Below are 19821 nucleotides of genomic sequence, written 5' to 3' on the forward strand. Positions count from 1 at the left end.
CATCCCTTATTTTTGCCTGCCACTGCAACACGCAATACAGACAATTATGTGACCCTGCATTCCCTTCAAAGTTCCATTGATCTCAAAACAATATGAATAAAGTGTTTGATGTCCTGATTATTGGCAGCGGGCTGGCGGGTCAATCGCTGGCGTTACGTTTGGCCGATCAACACCGGGTATGCATCTTAAGCAAGCGCGAACTCACCCTGAGTGCCAGCAACTGGGCACAAGGTGGCATTGCCGCCGTACACAACAGCGAAGACTCCATAGAAGCACACATTAAAGATACCCTGGATGCAGGTGCCGGACTGTGTGACAGTGAAGTGACGCGCATGGTGGTGACTAATGGCCGCGCCAGTATTGAGTGGTTACTAGAGCAAGGCGTAAATTTCACCCGCGAAGCCGACGATGACCGCTTGCACCTGACGCGCGAAGGTGGCCATAGCCACAGGCGCGTGGTGCATGTGGCCGATGCGACGGGTCAGGCAGTACAAACCACGCTGACAGATCGCGTGCGCGAACATCCAAACATCACCATCCTTGAACACCATATCGCGGTTGACCTCATCACCACGCACAAACTGTTCAAGCAAACCGCCAGCGATGGCCCCAACCGCTGCCTGGGCGCCTACGTGCTCAACAACCAGACCGGCAAAGTGATCACACTGTCTGCACAATATACCGTCACAGCGACAGGCGGCGCGGGCAAAGTTTACTTGTATACCACCAACCCGGACATCAGCACCGGTGACGGCATCGCCATGGCCTGGCGCGCAGGTTGCCGTGTGGCGAATATGGAGTTCGTGCAATTTCACCCAACCTGCCTTTATCACCCGCATGCAAAATCCTTTTTGATTTCAGAAGTATTGCGTGGTGAAGGTGGCTTATTGCTGTTGCCTGATGGCACGCGCTTTATGCCGTGGCATGACGAACGCGCTGAACTGGCGCCACGTGATGTCGTCGCGCGCGCGATTGACTTTGAAATGAAAAAGCGCGGCCTGGATTGCGTTTACCTGGATATCAGCCACAAGCCAGCCGAATTTATTCAATCGCATTTCCCCAACATTTATCAACGTTGCCTGCAATTGGGCATTGATATCACCAAGCAACCAATTCCCGTGGTCCCTGCCGCGCACTACACCTGTGGCGGCGTGATGACTGACATGCATGGCCGCACCGACATTGATTGCCTGTATGCAATTGGCGAAACTGCTTGCACCGGCCTGCACGGGGCGAACCGCCTGGCGAGCAACTCATTACTGGAATGCTTGGCCTTTAGTCAAAGCTGCGCACTGGACATAGAAGCACAAGGCTTGCAGCCAACCATTTCATTGCCTGACTGGGATGAAAGCCGCGTCACCGATGCCGACGAAGAGGTGTTGATTACCCACACCTGGGATGAGCTACGCCGCTTTATGTGGAACTACGTTGGCATTGTGCGCACCACCAAGCGCCTGAGCCGCGCCCTGCATCGCATTCACATGCTCAGGGACGAAGTGGGTGAGTTTTACAGCAATTTTAAAGTCAGCCACGACCTCATCGAACTGCGTAACTTGCTACAAGTGGCCGAGCTGATTGTACGATGTGCCATTGACCGCCATGAAAGTCGTGGTTTGCATTTCAGCAAAGACTACCCTGACTTGTTGCCAGAGGCGATTCCCAGCGTACTGACGCCAGACAACTACACCAGCTTGCTGGATTAGTGTGCCATGATAAAAACCTGGCTGCTAGTTGGCCTGCTGCTGGCAAGCGTTTATGCCCATGCAGCGCCTGCGCTGGTCAACGTCATTGATGGTGACACAGTTATTATTCGTGACAACAGCCTCACCTACCACTTACGCCTGCTGGATATAGACGCTCCCGAGCGGCAACAGGCCTTCGGCATACAGTCCAGGCGTAGCCTGAAACAACTCTGCGAACACGCAAATATCGCCGTCCACCTGCAAGGCCGTGATATGTATGGCAGGACACTGGGGCATTTGCATTGCAACAACACCGATGCCAGCCAAGCACAAATTGCGCTGGGCATGGCCTGGTTTAACGCACGTTATTCAAAACGTTTTGAGCTAGATGCGCTACAACACCAGGCGCAGCAACAGGGCTTAGGCCTATGGCAAGATGCCCAGCCTATGCCACCCTGGCAATGGCGAAAAATTTACGGGCAATATTATCGCCGTCAAGAATGACACATGCCGACAATATCCTTTAGAATACTGTTTTACCAAAGAACTTTAGGATCTTAGACATGCAAGTAGCGATGAACACCGTGGTCACCATGACCTATAAACTGCAAAATAGCGATGGCGACACCTTGGAAGAAAGCAAGGATCCGGTTGCCTATCTGCATGGCGGTTATGACAATATTTTCCCGAAAGTGGAAGAAGCCATGCACGGTAAAAACGTGGGTGACGTGGTGGAAGTGAGCCTGGATCCGGAAGATGCTTTTGGCGAATACGATGACGCCTTGGTGCAAATCGAACCCGCCAGCGCATTCCCAAGCAAAGACCTGAAAGTGGGCATGCAGTTTGAAGGTGAAGACGAAACCGGCGACGTGATTTTGTACACCATCACTGACATTGCAGACGGCAAAGTCGTGGTTGACGGCAACCATCCATGGGCTGGTCAACGCCTGCTGTTTACTGCAACTATCGCCAGCGTACGCTCAGCGAACCAGGAAGAAATTTCTCACCAGCACGTGCATGGTGCCGGTGGTCATCACCACTAAGTAGCAAGCTGCTTACCCTCATAAGCAGCTTATTTGGCCTGGCGCAAGACTCCTTGCGCCAGCGTTAACACCTCATCGGCGACCTCCGCCACCTCATCCCCCACATGGCTGACGTACAGCGTTGGCAAACCAAACGTTGCAATCACCTGCTTGATATAAGGTAAGACTTGTTGCTTGAGTTGATCATCCAGGCCACTCAATGGCTCGTCCATCAACAGTACCGACGGCTGACGCAACAAAGCACGCCCGATGGCCACCCGCTGCTTTTCACCCCCAGACAACTGGCTGGGCTTGCGTTTAAGCAAGGGCTGGATAGCGAGTACCTCCACCACCTCGGGTAACACGATCCTGGCCATGCCTGCGGGCATGCCATAGCGTAAATTCTGCTCTACGCTCATATGCGGAAACAAGCGGCCATCCTGGAACACCAAACCGACCGGGCGCTGCCATGGCGGCAACTGAATCGCCTGTTTATGATCGAACCAGAGATGATCACCACTGCGGATCACGCCGGAAGACGGCATCAACAACCCGGCAATACTATGCAGTAAAGTGGTTTTTCCTGAACCTGATGCGCCCATGATTCCCAGGCATTGACCTGGCGCCAGCGCGAAGCTTGCCTGCAGGTTAAATGCAGTGCTTGCCGCATAAGGCTGCTGTATCTGGATATCAACCGTGAACATCAGCGCTGACTCCTGAGCAGACGGCGCTCCAACCACTGGCTTGCCAGCAAAGCGAATACAGAGACCAGCACACTCAATATCACCAGTCGCAGGGCGGCAGCATCCCCTTCGGGCGACTGGGTAAGGCTATAAATCGCCAATGGCAAAGTGCGGGTTTCACCTTCGAGGTTACCCGCAAAAGTAATGGTGGCGCCAAACTCACCCAGGCTACGGCTAAATGCCAGAATACCGCCAGTGAGTACACCGTGATAAGAAAGCGGCAGGGTAATTGAAAAGAATGTCTTGATGGGGGTGGCACCCAGCGTCTGCGCGGCCTGCTCCAATAAAGGATTTACCTGCATCAGCGCCTGGCGAATAGCACGCACCATCAGCGGAAATGCCATCACGGCAGAGGCAATTACCGCCCCCCACCAGTGGAAGGTCAGCTGTATGTGAAACTGCTCATACAGCCAGCTACCAATCCAGCCACGCCGCCCCAGCAATACCAGTAACATATAGCCCAGCACCACCGGCGGCAACACCATGGGCAAATGCACCAGCGCATCCACAACAGCATGTCCCCAGAACTGCTTTCTGGCCAGCAGCCAGGCCATGGCAATGGCTGGCAACAACAACAACAGCACACAGCAGGCAGCCACTTTCAGTGACAACAGCACGATGTCGATTTCAACAGGAGACAACGACCACATAACAGTCACAAACAGCTTGCAGATTAATCGTTGAACAAGGGTTTAAAACCGTAAGAGAGTAACAGTTTTTTAGCTTCGGCAGATTGCAGGTAGTGGTAAAAAGCATTGGTTTCTGCTGTCGCCTGTGGCAACAATGCCATCGGGTAAATAATCGGCACATGACTGCTTTCAGCAAACTCCCCAGCCACTTTAACCTTGCTGGACGATTGCGCATCGCTGGCATAGACAATGCCCACATCGCATTCATCACGCTCAACCAGGCTCAGGGTTGCCCGCACATCCTGCGTGCTGACCAGTCGCGTTTTCAGCTTATCCCACCAACCCAGATTGGTCAGCGACTGCTTGGCATAAATCCCTACCGGCACCGATAAGGTATCGCCCGTGCACCAATAGCCTGGTGCTTGCTGGCTGATATCTGTACTGGCATCTGCTTTAATCGTTAACGGTTTGTTTTGCGGCGTAATCATCACCAAGCGGTTACCCAGCCATGGCTTGATTGTGGCAAGCTGCACCAATTGCTTATCCTTCAGGTATTGCATCCATTTTTCGTCTGCGGAAATAAACAGGTCGCCTGGCGCGCCTTGTTCCAGTTGTTTAGCCAGGGTGCCAGAACCGCCATAGACAGGCACGACCTGCACACCGGTTTGCTGACCATATTGCTTGACCAGCACGTTCATGACATCGGTCAAACTGGCCGCAGCAAATACCTTGATTTTCTTATCTTCTGCCTGTGCCAATACGCTGATCAGGCACAACCCCAGCCACACCCACTTTTTCATTACGTCCACCCAGTTATCAATTAATCATACATATGCGATGCTACCATCGTTATACCCATATATGCATTACGATAATTAAAAAAATCAGTCTTTCTTCAAATGCTGCGTAATCAGATGCAATTCATCCGCGGCGGCTTGCGCTGACTTTTGCAGAATCTGCTGATAAGCCCCTATCAGCGCCTGGCCAAACTCGGTCACTTGCGCGCCACCGCCATGAGAACCACCCGCTGAACTCACCACCACCGCCTGGTCAAAACAGCGGTTCATCATGTCTACCAACTCCCAGGCACGGCGATAAGACATGCGCATCTGTTTGGCGGCCGCAGAAATTGAGCCATGCTGCGCAATATGTTGCAAAAGCTCGATCTTGCCTGGCCCGAGTGCAGTGTTGCCTTCGTGGTTGATTCTGATTTTAAGTAGTGACGCTTGCATGATCTATCTTACTCCAGCGGGATTTCTGTTTGCGCAAACGCTTCAAAAGGCGGCAATTCCGCCAGCGAACGCAAGTTCAAGTCATCCAAAAAATGTTTGGTGGTTGCATACAACGAAGGCCTGCCCGGCACTTCACGTTGCCCGACCACATCTATCCAGTCACGTTCCTGCAGTTGGCGGATCACATTGGGATTCACGGCCACGCCACGAATCTGCTCAATATCACCGCGTGTGACGGGTTGCCTGTAGGCAATAATCGCCAGCGTTTCCATCACCGCCCGCGAATATTTTGGCTGCCGCTCGGGGTTCAAGCGTGACAAATACTCACTATACTCAGCTTTGGCCTGAAAGCGGTAACCGCTGGCCACCTGCACCAGGTCCAATGTTTTTTCCACCCAATCCGCTTTTAACTCATCCAGCAACATACGCAGTGTCGCGCGCTCCATGCGCCCGGCAAATAACTTGAGCAAGTCATCTAGCGCCAATGGTTGCGGCGATGTCAACAACGCAGCCTCCAGAATACGCTTCATGTCTTCTATGCTGTCAGGTTCACGCATGCAATCGCCTTCTAACCCGCACTATTGGCTTGCACATAAATGGTACCGAACGCTTCTTGCTGCGTGATACGCACCAGGCCCTCTTTGGCCAGCTCCAGCATGGCCAGGAAATTGACTACCAGCTTGGGCACGCCTTCGGTTTCAATGTCGAACAACTCATCAAACCGCAGCACCTGCACGGCACTCAGCCTGCGCAGTAACAAACTCATATGCTCGCGCACAGACAACTCGGCACGCCCCAGTTTGTGGTGCTGATTCAACTTGGCGCGTTTAAGCACATTGCGCCAGGCTTCCACCAGGTCATCCAGGCTCACTTCCGGCGGCTTCACCAGGCTGATCTGCTGGTAATACGCCGCGGCCACATCAATCTCTTCACCCACTTTGGGCATCGCATCCAGCCGCTGTGCAGCCAGTTTGATTGCTTCATACTCCATCAAGCGCCTGACCAGTTCCGCACGCGGATCCTCTTCTTCCTCCACCTCAGTTGGTTTGGGCAGCAACATGCGCGACTTGATCTCAATCAGCATGGCAGACATTAATAAATACTCGGCTGCCAGCTCTAGGTTGACCGCCTTCATCTTATCGACATACGCCATGTATTGCACCGTCAGGTCAGCCATGGGAATATCCAGGATATCCAGATTGTGCTTTCGGATCAGGTATAGCAACAAATCCAGCGGCCCTTCAAAGGTCTCCAGATAGACCTCCAGCGCATCCGGCGGAATGTACAAGTCCTGCGGGAGCGCCGACAGCGGCTCGCCTTTGATTTTGACAGGACTGTGAGTGGTAAACTCCATGCAAGGATTGTAACGATTTGCCGCCTGGGGTTAAAGGTTATTCTGCATAAGGATTCACAAAACCCAACTTTTGCATGACGGCGACTTCCATTGCCTCCATCAACTCGGCCTGCGCATCCACTTCATGGTCATAACCGTGCAGATGCAGTACGCCATGCACGGTCATGTGGGCATAATGGGCAAGCAGCGGCTTGCCCTGCTCAACAGCCTCTTTAGCAACCACAGGCGCACAAATCACAATATCGCCCATGAGCACAGGCTCTTCAGTGAGCGGGAAAGTCAGCACATTAGTGGCATAATCCCGTCCGCGATATGCCGCGTTTAACTGCCGCCCTTCTGCCTCATCAACAATACGGATAGTCAGGCTGGTATCTACCCGCAGTGCGGTACGCACCCAGTGCTTAAATTGTGCAGCCGCAGGAATATCAGCTGCGTCCGAGGCCAGTTGTAAGGAAAAATCTAATGCGGGCATAAGGTCAAGTTTTCTGTAGAATATCCGTCATTATAGAAAGAAAACCCTCAAAGGAAACGGTGTGATGACAAATCGCCCCAAGCTGGTGGTTGCCAACCGCAAAATGCACGGCAACTTGCCAGACAACCAGCAATTCATGCAAAGCCTGTTGCAACAGACTCGGCATCACCGCGCCCGTTATGCGGTATGCCCGCCACACCCTTACCTATATCAGGCCCAGCAAGTGCTGCAAAACAGCCATATTAGCTGGGGCGGACAAAACATGAGCCGCTATGAAAAAGGGGCTTACACAGGCTCAGTATCACCCCTGATGCTGAAGGAGTTTGGCTGCACCTATGTGATTATTGGCCATTCTGAGCGTAGACAGCGCGGTCATGATAGCGATGAAACCTGTGGTGAACGCTTTGAGGCTGCCTTAAAAGCCGGGCTAACGCCTATTTTGTGCATAGGTGAAACACTGGATGAATACGAACAGGGCGAAACTGACCTGGTAGTGGTACGGCAACTAAACCCGGTGATTGCACATGTGGGTATCCATGCCTTATCAAAAGGGGTGATTGCCTATGAACCGGTATGGGCCATCGGTACTGGCAAGGCCGCCACACCGCAACATGCACAGGCTATTCTGTCTTTTATTCGCGGCCATATTGAATTGCTGGATGCACAGGCAGCGGAAGAGATTTCCTTGTTATATGGCGGCAGCATGAACCCTGGTAATGCTGCGCAATTACTCAGCATGCCAGATGTCGATGGCGGATTGATTGGCGGAGCGGCATTGGTCGCAGAAGACTTTATCCGTATTTGCCAGATTGCAAATGAGTTAACCCCACTCAAAAGCGCTGCCTGACAGGCCACCATTTTTAGCTGTGATTGCAGCACAAATAAAAAAGCCGACTTTCGTCGGCTTTTCTACATCTAAGCAAGCTTGGATTTTAAGTGAATCTTTTAAGTAAACCAGATCTAATTAAAACCAGATTACTCAAGTCTGAATTACTTAGCTTCTTCAGCTGGAGCAGCTTCAGCAGGTGCAGCTTCAGCTGGAGCAGCTTCAGCAGGAGCGGCTTCAGCAGCAGGTGCCTCAGCTGGAGCTTCAGCAGCTGGAGCTTCAGCAGCAGGTGCCTCAGCAGCAGGCGCTTCTTCAGCTGGTTTTTCACCACAAGCAGTCAAAGCCAAAGCCAACAATGCAGCCAACAATGCAGAACGTGTCATCTTTATTTCCTTAGTATGTATGAGCAAAAAATTATGTACGGTCAATCCCCTAAACGCAGAACCAGCCGAGTGAAAAAATTGTATCAGTAATTTATTAAAAAAAGAACGTAAATCCAGTGAAAAACAAAGGATTTTTTTGTGCAAGAACAACATCCCTGTGTTTTTTTCACAAAAATCCAGCCTAAATCATTTGTTACCAATGCAATTAAGCCGCATTTTCTGCCAAATGTACATAACCTGACAGGTACATGTCATGCAGCCACGGCAACAGGCAAGTGACCGTCGGTGCCTGGCACAAAGTGGCGGCCAACTGACGCTGATTGGCCAATACATTGAGCAAGGACGCGCCCTCGACAGGCGCAGCAACCGCCTCACCATTGATAAAATATTGCCCTTGCCAATGCAGCATCTGTGTTTGCAGGTCCATCACTACCCCATGCTGTGCCACTCGCTGCGTAAACTTGTCCAGGCTAAGTTTACGATTAGGCGAAAAAACCACATATGCCTTGGGCTCAGAAAAATACTTGGCCAAAAAAGGCCCTAATTGTTCAGTTTGCCACGGTAAACGGCGCAACATGGCGGCCACATTGCCAACCATGTCAGCATCTACCGCGGCGGCATCTGCCACTGGCTGCAATTGAGGGTCGCGATACAACTCGTCCGGCAGGCTATCCTGGCGGCATGCCTCGAGAAACTCTACCGCCAGTTCCCGGGCAGCTGGCGCGCGGAAGCCTATCGAATACGTCATGCAATCATCATCTTCGGCGACACCCCAGTGCGCTACATTGGGCGGCAGGTAAAGCATGTCACCGGGCTCCAGCACCCACTCCTGCTCACTCACAAAATGCGACAGGATGCGCAAGGGTGCATCAGGAATCAAGCGCAAGTCGGTTTGCTGGCTGATGCGCCAGCGACGCTTGCCCGCGCCTTGCAGCAAGAACACATCATAACTATCAATATGCGGCCCGACGCCACCGCCGGTAGGCGCGTAACTAACCATGACGTCATCCAGCCTGGCCGTCGGGATAAAGTTAAACTGGGACAGCAAGGCTTGTGCTTCCGGCAGGAGATGGTTCATGCCCTGCACCAGCAGCGTCCAATGCTGCGCTGGCAATGCCGTAAAATCATCGTCTTCAAACGGTCCTTGTCTGACTTTCCAGCCATCCCCGTGCTGTGCCCGATCAGGATCAAACTGTATCAACCTGGCAGGCACGTCGCTATCACAGGCAATCCCGGCTAATTCTGCAGGATCAAGCAGGCCCTGGAAGCCCGGCATTGCGCCACGAATCAACAATGGTTTTTTTTGCCAGTATTCCGCCATAAACTCGGCAGGGGTTAAGCCATTAAGTAAGGTCAGTGCTTGTTGCATGAGTCAATTTATCTAAAAGGGAGAAAAGGCGCCGTGGTAATACTTTGTGTCAGGCGCGAAATAAAGCGTTGCGATTTTTCAGCCAGGGTCAGCGCCAGCAAATCGGTGCGGGCAATCAACTTGCTAAACTCGCGCTCAAAACTGAGATTTTGCACCTCACCGGGCTGGCTGTTGGTGAGCAGTAATAAGTCACCTTGCGCATTTCTGGCATTGGTCAGCTTCCATACTGCAATTTCAATATTCCTGGCCGCATTATACAAACTTTGCGGCTCTATGCTGTCGGTCAGGAAAAAAGCTGATTTATTACCATGGGCGCGGAACAGCATGGACTGGATGCCAACCACCAGCGCCAACACGCGGTCTCCACTATATTGCGCATTGAGTGCAAGTTTAATCGCCGCGGTATCTTGCGCGCCACCCAGCGCATCAAACTGCCAGTGATGCACACCTGTTTGCTCAAACACATAGCTGGCAATTTGCTCTGGCGACCCCAGCCCTGATTTTTGTGCTTCGGCCGGGTTGCGCTTGTACATTTTGAGCATGAGCAAACGTAAAGTACTGACATTTTCACTATATTCAATATCGGCCAGGCGATCGAGGTCAGTCTTGGCCAGTTGATGCAAGGTATTGCGGTCTTGCCGCACTGGCACCGGCCGCCCGTTAGGTGAATCTACATAACCGCCATCCGGCGTCGTGCTGCATCCGGCCAGCAGTAAAATGATCACCCACCAGCCGGAACACCTCATGCAGGCAATACCCGCTGGGCCGGAAACACAATCTGGAAGCGACTACCGTGCCCTGGCTCACTTTCAACCTGCAAGCTGGCCTGATGATGATGCAAAATATGCTTGACGATGGACAAACCCAAACCGGTGCCGCCAGTATCACGACTGCGGCCGCTGTCGACACGGTAAAAGCGCTCAGTTAACCGCGGCAAATGATGTGACTCGATACCAATGCCGGTATCTTGCACGCTGAATACAGCATCTTCACCGCGCATTTGCCAGTAAATATCAATACGGCCTTGCGCCGGGGTATAGCGTACCGCGTTGCTGGTCAGGTTACTCAGGGCACTCAATAGTTCATTGTAGCTGCCACGAATATTGACCTCGGTTTCCATATGCAGCGTCACTGTATGCTGGCCTTGGCTCAGCGCCTGCGCATCTTTCTGCAACTGCTGCAGCATGGCAGGCATGGCAATATCGGTTTCATCTTTAAGCGTGACGTTATTTTCCAGGCGCGACAAGGTCAACAAGTCTTCAATAATGCGGCGCATACGCGTCGTTTGTGACTGCATCATGTCAAAATAAGGCTGGATATCCGGTGAGACCTCACCTTGCATGTCGCTAATGGTTTCGAGGAAGCCGCCAATGACCGTCAGCGGCGTACGCAACTCATGCGACACATTGGCAATAAAGTCGCGGCGCATGACCTCGGTTTTTTCAATGGCCGACACATCGCGGCAGATCAGCAAACGCTGTTTGCTGGCAAACGGAATAATCTGTAATTCCAGCGTCACGTCCGGGCTACGCCAGGACTTGAGTTTTAGCGGCTCGCTGTAATCCTCTGCCTGCAAATACGTGACAAACTCGGCTTGCCGCAGCAAGTAATAAATCGGCTGATTTTCATCATGATGCCGCTTTAAGCCTAAGCGTTGAATCGCGGGTTCGTTAAACCATTCAATTTCGTTACGGTTATTGAGCACCACCACGCCATCCGGCAATGCACTAGTGGCATGACGCAGCCGCTCCAGCGTACTGCTCAGTTGGCTTTGGCTGCGCGAATGACGGCGCATTTCATGATAGAGATTGGCAAAGATGTCTTCCCAGATGCCTTTGCCGTTCGGCATAAAATTAAGGCTGGGTTTAAGTGCCCACTGATACAGGCGGTGTATCCAGTAAATATGCGCAGCCAGATAGGCCAATGCACCGACTGTAAATAATAGCCATGCTGTTTCCGCACCGCAGAACCAGCCAACCATCAGGCAGCAAAATGCCCAAAACAGCAGGCTCCAGAACGCTTTCCAACGAATATCTTGCACAAGCCATTCTCAACACATCAATGTCGGCGATTATACGACACATCTGCGCGCAGGCAATGACAGGATGATGACAGCAGCCCAGAGGCCCGCAAACCAGTTACTCAGCCATGACCGGGGCACTTCTGGCATAGGGCTTGGCCAGCGGCTCGCCGACAAATACACCTTGCATCGGCCATTTCACGCTCTTCCAGTAGGCCTCAATCAAGGTTTCACCCGACAGGTAATGCGCCATCACAATTTGCGGATTAGGAAATTTTTGCCAGTAATTACAGGGCTCGGAAACCGTGCCATAACTGCCGGTGACGCCAGCATCCAGCCAGCGTGACGCTGGCATCTGGCCGTTATAGCTTGCTAATACGCCTCCAGAGGAAGTCAGGTGATCAGCAATCGCACCCGGCAAATAGGTATTGGTCAGCATGAAATCCACCTGCTTCTGCCCGGTAAAATAAAACATCACCGAGCCCTGGTTTTCAATCGACTCCTGGGGCAAGGTATGCAGGGTGAGTTTCTTGGATTTAATGGTCATGCCATCTTGTGGGAAAAATGGCTCACGCGGTTTGGAGCGCGCAACATCGCGCGTTTTGAGGAAGTAGCCATCGGCGTCATTTAAGCTAAACTCACTCAGCACACCACGGTCAATCAAGGCCTTGGCGGCATCTACGCTGCTAATCGGCAGCAACATGGACAAGCGGATATGATGATCTGCCCATGGCCGCAATGACAGGCTATTAAAGTAAGGGCTATCACGGCCGGGGTCACAGGTTTTGCGGCACTGATTTAAATCCAGCCCCAAGGTCAGCGCACTGGTGATGCTGTTGCACTGAACGGCAAACGGCGTGCGCCACACCAGCAACAATACTTGCTGATTGCCCAGCTTGGCATCTAGCTGCGCTTTTAACGACTCAAACTCCGGCACGGTCAACGCATCCTTGGCATGCCTAGGCAGCTCCACGCCAATCAGGTTTTCTGCAGGCACTTGCCTCGCTTGTAAATAATACCGGGCAATTTCTTCACTCTGCGCATCATTGACGTTGTAAACCACTGCGACATCTTCTGGCTTTAATAAAGAAGGCCTGAGCGGAATTCTTTTACTGACATCAACAGCGCCCGCCATCGCCTGTGTGACCAGCAACATGCAACACAACCCAATCCAGACTCGCACCTGACTCAAACGATGACTCACACCCATCCACTCAACACTCCGTTGCAATTGCAAAAATACCACCCTGGCAAACAAACCAGCGTAAAATTCAATCATATCCCAGATTCAATGGATTCAAGAAAACGAGGCAAATAATGACGACACAAACGATTTTAATCACAGGTGCCAACCGTGGCATTGGGCTGGAATACGTCAAACAATATGCTGAAAGCGGTCAACAGGTATATGCCACCGTGCGCGACCCGGCCAAGGCGACCGCGTTGCAGCAATTGGCGACCAAACACACGAACATCCAGGTATTGGCGCTGGACGTAAGCGATGTGAGTGCCATTCGTGATCTGGCTGGGCAATTATCGGCAGTCACCATCGATATTTTAATCAGTAACGCTGGCACCTACCCTGATAGTGCCTTCGGTAAAACCAACCCACAAGCCTGGCTGCACGCGTTCCAGGTCAATACGCTGACCACTTACTATCTTGCAGAAGCCTTTTTACCGCAACTACGCCGTGCCAGCCAGGCGAAATTAATCGCCATGACCAGCAAAATGGGCAGCATAGAAGACAATGGCAGCGGAGGGGAATATATTTACCGTAGCAGCAAAACTGCTTTGAATATGGTGGTGAAAAGCCTGGCGCTAGACCTGCGCGAATTCAATATTCAGGTAGCAGCTTTGCACCCGGGCTGGGTGCGTACGGATATGGGTGGGCCGAATGGATTGATTGATGCGGAAACCAGTGTGCGTGGGTTACGGCAGGTGATTGAAGGCTTAAACAGTGCGCAATCGGGGCAGTTTATTGCTTATGATGGGAAAAAGATTCCTTGGTGATTGGTGGTGAGTGGCAACTCGTAGGATTGCCTTTCGCCTATAGGCGAGTTACTTTTCTTTGCTTGCACAAAGAATAAGTAACCAAAAGAAATGCACCCCAGCTTCCGCTTGATTCCTGCGTTGCTCGTCAAAATAAGCGGTCGCGAAACTCATCCTAGCGGCCTGCACAAAACGCAGGCCACCGCGGGATTCGAACAGCCGCTCCCTTCACCTTATTTTGCCTGCGCTACTCGGCGCGGCAGATGGGGCTCGAAGCAGAGGCACCGTTAGAGCGCTTAAGTGGCATCTGGATACTTAATCTTATCGGCGGTCAACTAGCCTTGTAAGGACTACGCTCTTCAAGTTCATCGACATAATCCTGCATGGTGCTGGCTTCGCGAACCAAAAAGTGTGCCACGCTCTGGTGAAAATCGGGGTGACTTAGCCAGTGATAGGAGCAAGTCGTATAAGGGGTGAAACCGCGTGCCAGTTTGTGTACGCCTTGCGCACCACCTTCAAAATAGCGGATGCCGTGGCTGATACAGAACTGTTGCGGCTGGTAGTAACACAACTCGAAATGCAGGCACGAAATATCACGCAGGCTGCCCCAGTAACGGCCATACAAGGTGTCTTCACCCCAAATACAGACACTAGCAGCGACATCTTCACCATCTTGTGCGGCAATAAACAGCCTGAACTGTTCAGGCATGTCACGGCTGATTTGCTCAAAAAATGCCAATGATAAATAAGGGCTGCTGCCATGCCGGTGATAGGTATTGCAATAGCATTGATAAAACAACGCTAGTTCTGCCGGGCTGACGTCATGCCCGCTCAGTACGCGGCAATGCACTCCTTGCTGGGCGACCTTGTTGCGCTCCTGACGTATTTTTTTACGCTTGTCGCGGCTAAGCACGGCTAAAAACGCCTCCCAATCGGCGTAACCAGGATTCTCCCAGCGAAACTGCACGCCATGCCGACGCAAGCCATCTGCTTCGGCGCATGCACGCGCCGAAGTGGCATCCGGGAACAACACATGCAGCCCGGACCAGGCCTGCGTCTGACAGACGTCACGCATTTGCGACAACATCGCCGCTGCCAAAACCTGCGGCTCAGCGCAATCAGGGTGAATTAACAGCCGGGGCCCGGTGACCGGCGAAAAAGGAATCGCTGAAATCAGTTTGGGGTAGTACTGGCCGCCCGCTTGTTCATAAGCATCGGCCCACGACCAGTCAAACACATATTCGCCATAGGAGTGGGTTTTAATATAACAAGGCGCTACAGCAAGCAGTTGCTCGCCATTAAACACTGCTAAATGATAGGGAATCCAGCCCGTTTGATGATCCACGGCTGCCGACAACTCGAATGCCCGCAAAAACCGGTAATCCAGCATAGGGTGAGATCCGGCCAATGCCTGCCAGGCCACGGCGGGGATATCCTTTAAGCCGCGATACCAGACAAACGATAATTGGCTGATATCCATATGGTGTTAAGCACCGATGAGACGCAGATGAGAAAAAAGACACGCCGGGGCTGAGGTTGGCATGTAGATAGACATAGAACAGCGGCTTAGCTATTGTTAGCTAGGGCGTTTGCGTATGACCGAAACGTCTTTGCCGGTGGAGTTCACCGTACTGTTGGCAGGAATCACTGCAGAAGGGGATTTAGATTTATTTTTGGATTTATCAGTGTCTGAATCCGACACAATAGCTTGCTGTGCCTGAGTTTTCGCCTCAGCTTCGCGTTGCCGCTCCACCATCTGCGCATAAGCATTCTCCAGCTCATCCAGGGTGATGACACCATTGCCATCAAGATCAACATAAGAGAAATGTCGCGCGACCTGCGGCAAACAGAGGGTGGCTTCTTCGCGATCCAGCGAGTCATCGTTGTCGCGGTTACACTCATTAAATCGCTGGGAAATACTGTCGTGCATCACCTTGCGCTTTTGCAGCATGAGTTGGTGATCAGGGTCGGTGTTACGGGCATAATCAGACAGTGCCTTGCGTAAACGCGCACGGTCTTCAGGACTGAAATTATGTTCCAGGGTTTTGGAGAGGCCCGCATCATCATTATCGATCATGCGATTATCCGTCAGCCGAATAGGTAACTTAAGGTCGGCAGACACAGGCGATGCCAGCAACATGGTCGTTGTTAGCAAAAAAACCTCTTTCAAATGTTTGTTCGCTTTACACATCCACATCCAAACGTAATACCTTCATTCTTGTTTCACTAATTCTTGCTTCACTTAAAGCTTTTTGAAACACAAGCTTTTGAAAAACACTTTTTTTCAAGTAGAACCAAGCACGATTAACATGACAGATATTGCCTGACTTTAAAATCAGGCTGCCTAACATAACGCAACTCTGGTCGCGGCATCAACTGATTTAACAAAAAATAGCGATTCTTTCATCGCCATGACTGTCAATTTCAGGCAGTCATCTTGCAACAGGATTGTAAATGCAATATTTCATCCCCCGCGCTATTTGTAACCAAGTTGTAACTACCCCACTTCATGCAAGATACGGCTTGGAGTATAATGATGAAGATAAGTTTTATGGCTGAGCCGTTTTAGCATTTGATGTCAGGTCATCCTGATCACGGCCAGACGCGTTAACAAAACGCACGCTTCTGTGTAAAAAGGTACGTATGGCAGAACAGTTAAAAAAAATATTGATGGTTGATGATGATTTGCGTATGCGCGAACTTTTACAGCGCTACCTGACTGAACAGGGATTCAATATCAAATCCGTGTCCGATGGCAAAGAGCTGGATAAAGCCATGTCTGCCGAAAGCTTTGACCTGCTGATTCTAGACCTGATGTTGCCTGGCGAAGATGGCCTGGCCATTTGCCGCCGCCTGCGCGGCGCCAACCACATGACGCCGATTATCATGCTGACCGCACGTGGCGATGAAGTGGACCGCATTGTTGGCCTGGAAATGGGGGCTGACGACTACCTGCCCAAACCATTTAATCCACGCGAATTACTGGCCAGGATCAATGCCGTATTGCGTCGCCATGAAATCACCCCTAAACAGGCGGTTGAAGAAAAAAGTGCTGCGTTTCAGTTTGGTGAATTTGTGTTTGACATCAACACACGTAGCCTGACCAAAAACGGCGCGCCGATCACCATTACCAGTGGCGAATTCACGTTATTAAAAGTATTTACCGAGCATCCGCGCCAGCCACTGTCGCGTGACCGTCTGATGCAATTGGCACGCGGCCGCGAACTGGATGTATTCGACCGCAGTATTGATGTGCAAGTATCGCGCTTGCGCCGCATTATCGAGCCAGATCCGGCACATCCACGCTACCTGCAAACCATGTGGGGCTTTGGTTATGTGTTTATTCCAGATGGCGAAGCGCCGCAATAAGCGACCTGCCTAAGCCTCATTCACGTGCGCTTACTGCCTCGCCGACTATTGTCCCGCATCATGTTACTGATTGCCATTTTGTTGGCCGTCAGTATCTATGCCTCGCTCAAAATCTTTGATTATTTTGACCGCGAACCACGCGCAACAGCGGCCGCCTTACAGGCAGTCACCATCGTCAACTACACCCGCGCCTCGCTGATTGCCTCCCATGAAAATCGCCGCCTGGCCTTACTATCAGAACTGTCCGGACGCGAAGGCGTACGCGTCTATGCGGCCGACTTCCTCGAAGACATTGAGCCGCTGCCGCTAGACCCGTTTATCAACCTGGTCGCGCAAAAAATCCGCGAACGCCTGGGTGAAGAAACCATTATCACCGTCAATCATTACGACATTCCCGGCCTCTGGATCAGCTTTAATGTTGGCCAGGATGACTTCTGGGTAGTGATTCCCAAAATCCAGGTTGACCGCCCTTTCCCTTGGCACTGGCTGGGTTGGGCTGCCGTGGTAGGCTTACTGTCACTGGTCGGCGCCTATCTGCTGACTGCGCGTATTAACCGCCCACTGACCATGCTGGTGCATGCAGCCGAGCGTTTGCGCAATGGCGAACCAGCGCCAAAACTGCCGGAAGACAGCGTGGAAGAGTTGCGTGAAGTGACGCATACTTTTAACGAAATGGCCGAATCACTGGCGCGACTGGATGCAGAGCGCACCTTATTATTGGCAGGGGTGTCGCATGATATCCGTACGCCTTTGGCACGCTTGCGGCTGGCGGTAGAAATGTTGCCGCCTGATGCTGACTATATGAAACACGGCATGATTGAAGATATTTCCGACATGGACAATATCATTCACCAGTTCCTGGATTTTGTGCGAGGCGTGGAAGGTGAACCCACCCGCATGATGGACATCAACGACTTGTTACATGCGCTGGCTGAGCGTCAACGCCGCGCAGGACGTGAGTTAAAAGTATCACTGGGGCCTAAATATTTTATTCCTATCCGGCCGCTGGCCATGCAGCGCCTGCTCGACAACCTGGTCGGCAACGCTTACAACTATGGCAAAGGCAAGGTGGAAGTGCGCAGCCAGGTCATGGCAGACAAGATCGTGATCAGCGTACTCGACAACGGCCCCGGCATTCCACCAGAACATGCAGAACGTTTGCTGCGCCCGTTTGAACGCATGGATAGCGCGCGCAACAAATATGAAGGTGGCAGCGGCTTGGGGCTCGCCATTTGCAACCGCATTGCTACCCTGCATGGCGGCCAGCTGGCGCTACTTAACCGTAGCGAAGGCGGCCTGGAAGCCAGATTATCACTCCCTATCCTACCTAACGCCTGATTTATTCGCCGTCTGGCGTAAACCAGTTCAGGCGTGAGCGTAGCTGCACGACTTCACCAATAATGGTCAGACTGGGTGGCTTCAACCCGGCCGCGGCCACATCGGCTGCCAGGTTTTTCAAGGTAGACTCCACCACACGTTGCTTTTGCGTGGTGCCCTGTTGAATCACCGCTGCAGGCATCTCAGGTGACACGCCTTGTGCTATCAATTTGGCACAAATCTGCTCCAGCCCCACCAAGCCCATGTAAATCACTACTGTTTGCCTCGGGCGCGCCATGGCCTGCCAATCCAGGTCTATGGTGCCGTCTTTGAGATGGCCAGTAATAAACAAACAGGCCTGCGCATAATCGCGGTGCGTCAGCGGAATGCCCGCATAACTTGAAACTCCGTTTGCCGCCGTGATGCCAGGCACCACCTGGAAGGGGACGCCATGCTGCATCAGGGTTTCAATCTCTTCGCCGCCGCGGCCAAAAATAAACGGGTCACCGCCCTTGAGGCGCAAGACGCGCTTGCCTTCCAGTGCCAGCCTGGCCAGCAACTGGTTAATTTCCTCTTGCGGCAAGGTATGCTGGTCGCGTGATTTACCCACATAAATCAGCTCCGCATCACGGCGCACCAACTCCATCACCTCTTTGCTGACCAACTTGTCATACACGCAGACATCACATTGCTGCATCAGGCGCAACGCCCTGAATGTTAACAAGTCAGGATCGCCCGGGCCACCACCCACCAGATACACTTCACCGAGCGCAGGCGCATCGTCGCCCTGGCTGAGCAACTCGCCCAGCAAATCCCGTGCAGCCTGCTCCTGGCCGGACAAGACGCGCTCGACCAGAGGGCCATTCAACACATCCTCCCAAAAACGGCGGCGCGCAGGCATATTGCTGAATTTGGCTTTCACCTGCTCTCGAAACTCACCCGCAATCGCCGCAATCCGGCCGTAGGCCGCAGGCAACATGGTTTCAATCTTGCTGCGGATATGCCGCGCCAATACCGGCGCATTCCCTTCACTAGAAACCGCAATCACCACCGGGCTGCGGTCTATGATAGAACCCATGGTAAACGTGCATAATGCCGGTGCATCGACCACATTCACCGGGATATTCAAGCGTTTGGCGGCAACAGACACCGCTTCATTGACGGATTCATCATCAGTCGCCGCAATCACCAAACAGGCACTAGTCAGTTGCTCAGGCTGAAACTCAGTCTGCACATAATCAATCTCGCCCTGCTCAAACAACACGCGCAATTCATCACACAAAACAGGTGAAATCACCGTGACCTGACCTTGCGCTTTGCGCAGCATCAGCACCTTGCGTGTCGCCACATCACCGCCGCCAATGACGATACACAGGCGTTGCGCAATATTGAAAAAAATCGGTAAGGCTTGCAT

23 protein-coding genes are annotated in these 19821 nt (G+C 52.3%); 7 read left to right on the forward strand and 16 right to left on the reverse strand.

Annotated features, from left to right (window positions below; translation table 11 throughout):
- Window positions 1–92 precede the first annotated feature (92 nt).
- Genes nadB through ACIDE9_RS09620 form a run of 3 tightly spaced genes read left to right on the forward strand, consistent with a single transcriptional unit; the run spans window position 93 to window position 2725 of the window.
- Window positions 93–1703 (forward strand): L-aspartate oxidase, encoded by a 1611-nt coding sequence (gene nadB / locus ACIDE9_RS09610; RefSeq protein WP_194754619.1) that lies wholly within the window; start codon window positions 93–95, stop codon window positions 1701–1703.
- A 6-nt stretch (window positions 1704–1709) separates the two neighbouring features.
- Complete coding sequence (locus ACIDE9_RS09615; protein ID WP_411994414.1) at window positions 1710–2186, forward strand: thermonuclease family protein; 477 nt, start codon at window positions 1710–1712, stop codon at window positions 2184–2186.
- Between the two features lie 59 nt (window positions 2187–2245).
- On the forward strand, window positions 2246–2725 hold the full coding sequence (locus tag ACIDE9_RS09620) for an FKBP-type peptidyl-prolyl cis-trans isomerase (protein ID WP_194741658.1): 480 nt from the start codon (window positions 2246–2248) through the stop codon (window positions 2723–2725).
- A gap of 29 nt (window positions 2726–2754) precedes the next feature.
- Here ACIDE9_RS09620 and ACIDE9_RS09625 read toward each other — a convergent pair whose 3' ends face one another.
- From ACIDE9_RS09625 to ybeY, 7 genes are all read right to left on the reverse strand, one after another.
- Entirely contained in the window at window positions 2755–3408 is a 654-nt protein-coding gene (locus tag ACIDE9_RS09625) for an ATP-binding cassette domain-containing protein (RefSeq protein WP_411994416.1), read from the reverse strand.
- Window positions 3408–4097: a molybdate ABC transporter permease subunit gene (gene modB, locus ACIDE9_RS09630; RefSeq protein ID WP_411994418.1), complete on the reverse strand. Its 690-nt coding sequence runs from the start codon at window positions 4095–4097 to the stop codon at window positions 3408–3410. Before modB ends, ACIDE9_RS09625 begins: the two co-directional genes overlap by 1 nt.
- Window positions 4098–4120: 23 nt before the next feature.
- Entirely contained in the window at window positions 4121–4876 is a 756-nt protein-coding gene (modA, locus tag ACIDE9_RS09635; RefSeq protein WP_411994420.1) for a molybdate ABC transporter substrate-binding protein, read from the reverse strand.
- A gap of 84 nt (window positions 4877–4960) precedes the next feature.
- Complete coding sequence (locus ACIDE9_RS09640; protein ID WP_194754624.1) at window positions 4961–5308, reverse strand: winged helix-turn-helix domain-containing protein; 348 nt, start codon at window positions 5306–5308, stop codon at window positions 4961–4963.
- An 8-nt stretch (window positions 5309–5316) separates the two neighbouring features.
- A complete protein-coding gene (gene scpB, locus ACIDE9_RS09645; protein ID WP_411994421.1) occupies window positions 5317–5865 on the reverse strand; it encodes an SMC-Scp complex subunit ScpB in 549 nt (182 codons plus the stop codon).
- Between the two features lie 11 nt (window positions 5866–5876).
- Entirely contained in the window at window positions 5877–6662 is a 786-nt protein-coding gene (locus ACIDE9_RS09650; RefSeq protein WP_411994423.1) for a segregation and condensation protein A, read from the reverse strand.
- A 37-nt stretch (window positions 6663–6699) separates the two neighbouring features.
- On the reverse strand, window positions 6700–7134 hold the full coding sequence (ybeY, locus tag ACIDE9_RS09655; RefSeq protein WP_411994426.1) for an rRNA maturation RNase YbeY: 435 nt from the start codon (window positions 7132–7134) through the stop codon (window positions 6700–6702).
- 64 nt (window positions 7135–7198) lie between these two features.
- On the opposite strand from ybeY, the gene tpiA reads away from it, so the two are divergent.
- Window positions 7199–7981 (forward strand): triose-phosphate isomerase, encoded by a 783-nt coding sequence (tpiA, locus tag ACIDE9_RS09660; RefSeq protein ID WP_194755048.1) that lies wholly within the window; start codon window positions 7199–7201, stop codon window positions 7979–7981.
- 143 nt (window positions 7982–8124) lie between these two features.
- On the opposite strand, the gene ACIDE9_RS09665 is transcribed toward tpiA, so the two are convergent.
- The 5 genes from ACIDE9_RS09665 to ACIDE9_RS09685 all read right to left on the reverse strand — a co-directional run bounded on the left by ACIDE9_RS09665 (window position 8125) and on the right by ACIDE9_RS09685 (window position 12942).
- Window positions 8125–8487 carry a hypothetical protein gene (locus ACIDE9_RS09665; RefSeq protein WP_411994428.1) on the reverse strand — a complete coding sequence of 121 codons (363 nt, stop codon included), beginning with the start codon at window positions 8485–8487 and terminating at the stop codon, window positions 8125–8127.
- A gap of 61 nt (window positions 8488–8548) precedes the next feature.
- Window positions 8549–9712 (reverse strand): JmjC domain-containing protein, encoded by a 1164-nt coding sequence (locus ACIDE9_RS09670; protein ID WP_411994430.1) that lies wholly within the window; start codon window positions 9710–9712, stop codon window positions 8549–8551.
- 8 nt (window positions 9713–9720) lie between these two features.
- Window positions 9721–10458 carry a hypothetical protein gene (locus tag ACIDE9_RS09675; protein ID WP_411994432.1) on the reverse strand — a complete coding sequence of 246 codons (738 nt, stop codon included), beginning with the start codon at window positions 10456–10458 and terminating at the stop codon, window positions 9721–9723.
- Window positions 10455–11753, reverse strand: coding sequence for a phosphate regulon sensor histidine kinase PhoR (phoR, locus tag ACIDE9_RS09680; protein WP_411994434.1), 1299 nt, complete (start codon window positions 11751–11753; stop codon window positions 10455–10457). Before phoR ends, ACIDE9_RS09675 begins: the two co-directional genes overlap by 4 nt.
- Window positions 11754–11850: 97 nt before the next feature.
- Window positions 11851–12942: a TIGR03790 family protein gene (locus tag ACIDE9_RS09685; RefSeq protein WP_411994672.1), complete on the reverse strand. Its 1092-nt coding sequence runs from the start codon at window positions 12940–12942 to the stop codon at window positions 11851–11853.
- 107 nt (window positions 12943–13049) lie between these two features.
- On the opposite strand from ACIDE9_RS09685, the gene ACIDE9_RS09690 reads away from it, so the two are divergent.
- Window positions 13050–13742 (forward strand): SDR family oxidoreductase, encoded by a 693-nt coding sequence (locus ACIDE9_RS09690; RefSeq protein WP_411994436.1) that lies wholly within the window; start codon window positions 13050–13052, stop codon window positions 13740–13742.
- 310 nt (window positions 13743–14052) lie between these two features.
- Here the strand turns inward: ACIDE9_RS09690 and ACIDE9_RS09695 are convergent, their stop codons facing one another.
- The 3 genes from ACIDE9_RS09695 to ACIDE9_RS09705 form a co-directional block, all read right to left on the reverse strand.
- Window positions 14053–15201, reverse strand: a complete 1149-nt coding sequence (locus tag ACIDE9_RS09695; protein WP_411994438.1) for a GNAT family N-acetyltransferase — start codon at window positions 15199–15201, stop codon at window positions 14053–14055.
- Window positions 15202–15297: 96 nt separating this feature from the next.
- A complete protein-coding gene (locus tag ACIDE9_RS09700; protein WP_228519973.1) occupies window positions 15298–15876 on the reverse strand; it encodes an EF-hand domain-containing protein in 579 nt (192 codons plus the stop codon).
- Window positions 15877–15904: 28 nt separating this feature from the next.
- Window positions 15905–16072 (reverse strand): hypothetical protein, encoded by a 168-nt coding sequence (locus ACIDE9_RS09705; protein ID WP_194754635.1) that lies wholly within the window; start codon window positions 16070–16072, stop codon window positions 15905–15907.
- A 292-nt stretch (window positions 16073–16364) separates the two neighbouring features.
- Here ACIDE9_RS09705 and ompR point away from each other — a divergent pair, with 292 nt between their 5' ends.
- On the forward strand, window positions 16365–17090 hold the full coding sequence (gene ompR / locus ACIDE9_RS09710) for a two-component system response regulator OmpR (RefSeq protein ID WP_194741642.1): 726 nt from the start codon (window positions 16365–16367) through the stop codon (window positions 17088–17090).
- A 24-nt stretch (window positions 17091–17114) separates the two neighbouring features.
- Window positions 17115–18428: a sensor histidine kinase gene (locus ACIDE9_RS09715; RefSeq protein ID WP_370583270.1), complete on the forward strand. Its 1314-nt coding sequence runs from the start codon at window positions 17115–17117 to the stop codon at window positions 18426–18428.
- 1 nt (window position 18429) lies between these two features.
- Here ACIDE9_RS09715 and cysG read toward each other — a convergent pair whose 3' ends face one another.
- Window positions 18430–19821 (reverse strand): siroheme synthase CysG, encoded by a 1392-nt coding sequence (gene cysG, locus ACIDE9_RS09720; RefSeq protein ID WP_411994441.1) that lies wholly within the window; start codon window positions 19819–19821, stop codon window positions 18430–18432.

It is taken from the genome of Methylophilus sp. 'Pure River' (assembly GCF_046765995.1).
GTDB lineage: Bacteria > Pseudomonadota > Gammaproteobacteria > Burkholderiales > Methylophilaceae > Methylophilus.

Excerpts from the sequence above, each read along its gene's own strand:
- ACIDE9_RS09675 (WP_411994432.1), bottom strand. The coding sequence starts at position 10,458 with ATGAGGTGTTCCGGCTGGTGGGTGATCATTTTACTGCTGGCCGGATGC.
- ACIDE9_RS09625 (WP_411994416.1), bottom strand. The coding sequence starts at position 3,408 with ATGTTCACGGTTGATATCCAGATACAGCAGCCTTATGCGGCAAGCACT.
- scpB (WP_411994421.1), bottom strand. The coding sequence starts at position 5,865 with ATGCGTGAACCTGACAGCATAGAAGACATGAAGCGTATTCTGGAGGCT.
- ACIDE9_RS09650 (WP_411994423.1), bottom strand. The coding sequence starts at position 6,662 with ATGGAGTTTACCACTCACAGTCCTGTCAAAATCAAAGGCGAGCCGCTG.
- tpiA (WP_194755048.1), top strand. The coding sequence starts at position 7,199 with ATGACAAATCGCCCCAAGCTGGTGGTTGCCAACCGCAAAATGCACGGC.
- modA (WP_411994420.1), bottom strand. The coding sequence starts at position 4,876 with ATGAAAAAGTGGGTGTGGCTGGGGTTGTGCCTGATCAGCGTATTGGCA.
- ACIDE9_RS09705 (WP_194754635.1), bottom strand. The coding sequence starts at position 16,072 with ATGTTAGGCAGCCTGATTTTAAAGTCAGGCAATATCTGTCATGTTAAT.
- ompR (WP_194741642.1), top strand. The coding sequence starts at position 16,365 with ATGGCAGAACAGTTAAAAAAAATATTGATGGTTGATGATGATTTGCGT.
- ybeY (WP_411994426.1), bottom strand. The coding sequence starts at position 7,134 with ATGCCCGCATTAGATTTTTCCTTACAACTGGCCTCGGACGCAGCTGAT.
- ACIDE9_RS09640 (WP_194754624.1), bottom strand. The coding sequence starts at position 5,308 with ATGCAAGCGTCACTACTTAAAATCAGAATCAACCACGAAGGCAACACT.
- ACIDE9_RS09615 (WP_411994414.1), top strand. The coding sequence starts at position 1,710 with ATGATAAAAACCTGGCTGCTAGTTGGCCTGCTGCTGGCAAGCGTTTAT.
- modB (WP_411994418.1), bottom strand. The coding sequence starts at position 4,097 with ATGTGGTCGTTGTCTCCTGTTGAAATCGACATCGTGCTGTTGTCACTG.
- cysG (WP_411994441.1), bottom strand. The coding sequence starts at position 19,821 with ATGCAAGCCTTACCGATTTTTTTCAATATTGCGCAACGCCTGTGTATC.
- nadB (WP_194754619.1), top strand. The coding sequence starts at position 93 with ATGAATAAAGTGTTTGATGTCCTGATTATTGGCAGCGGGCTGGCGGGT.
- ACIDE9_RS09690 (WP_411994436.1), top strand. The coding sequence starts at position 13,050 with ATGACGACACAAACGATTTTAATCACAGGTGCCAACCGTGGCATTGGG.
- ACIDE9_RS09685 (WP_411994672.1), bottom strand. The coding sequence starts at position 12,942 with ATGGGTGTGAGTCATCGTTTGAGTCAGGTGCGAGTCTGGATTGGGTTG.
- ACIDE9_RS09670 (WP_411994430.1), bottom strand. The coding sequence starts at position 9,712 with ATGCAACAAGCACTGACCTTACTTAATGGCTTAACCCCTGCCGAGTTT.
- ACIDE9_RS09695 (WP_411994438.1), bottom strand. The coding sequence starts at position 15,201 with ATGGATATCAGCCAATTATCGTTTGTCTGGTATCGCGGCTTAAAGGAT.
- ACIDE9_RS09620 (WP_194741658.1), top strand. The coding sequence starts at position 2,246 with ATGCAAGTAGCGATGAACACCGTGGTCACCATGACCTATAAACTGCAA.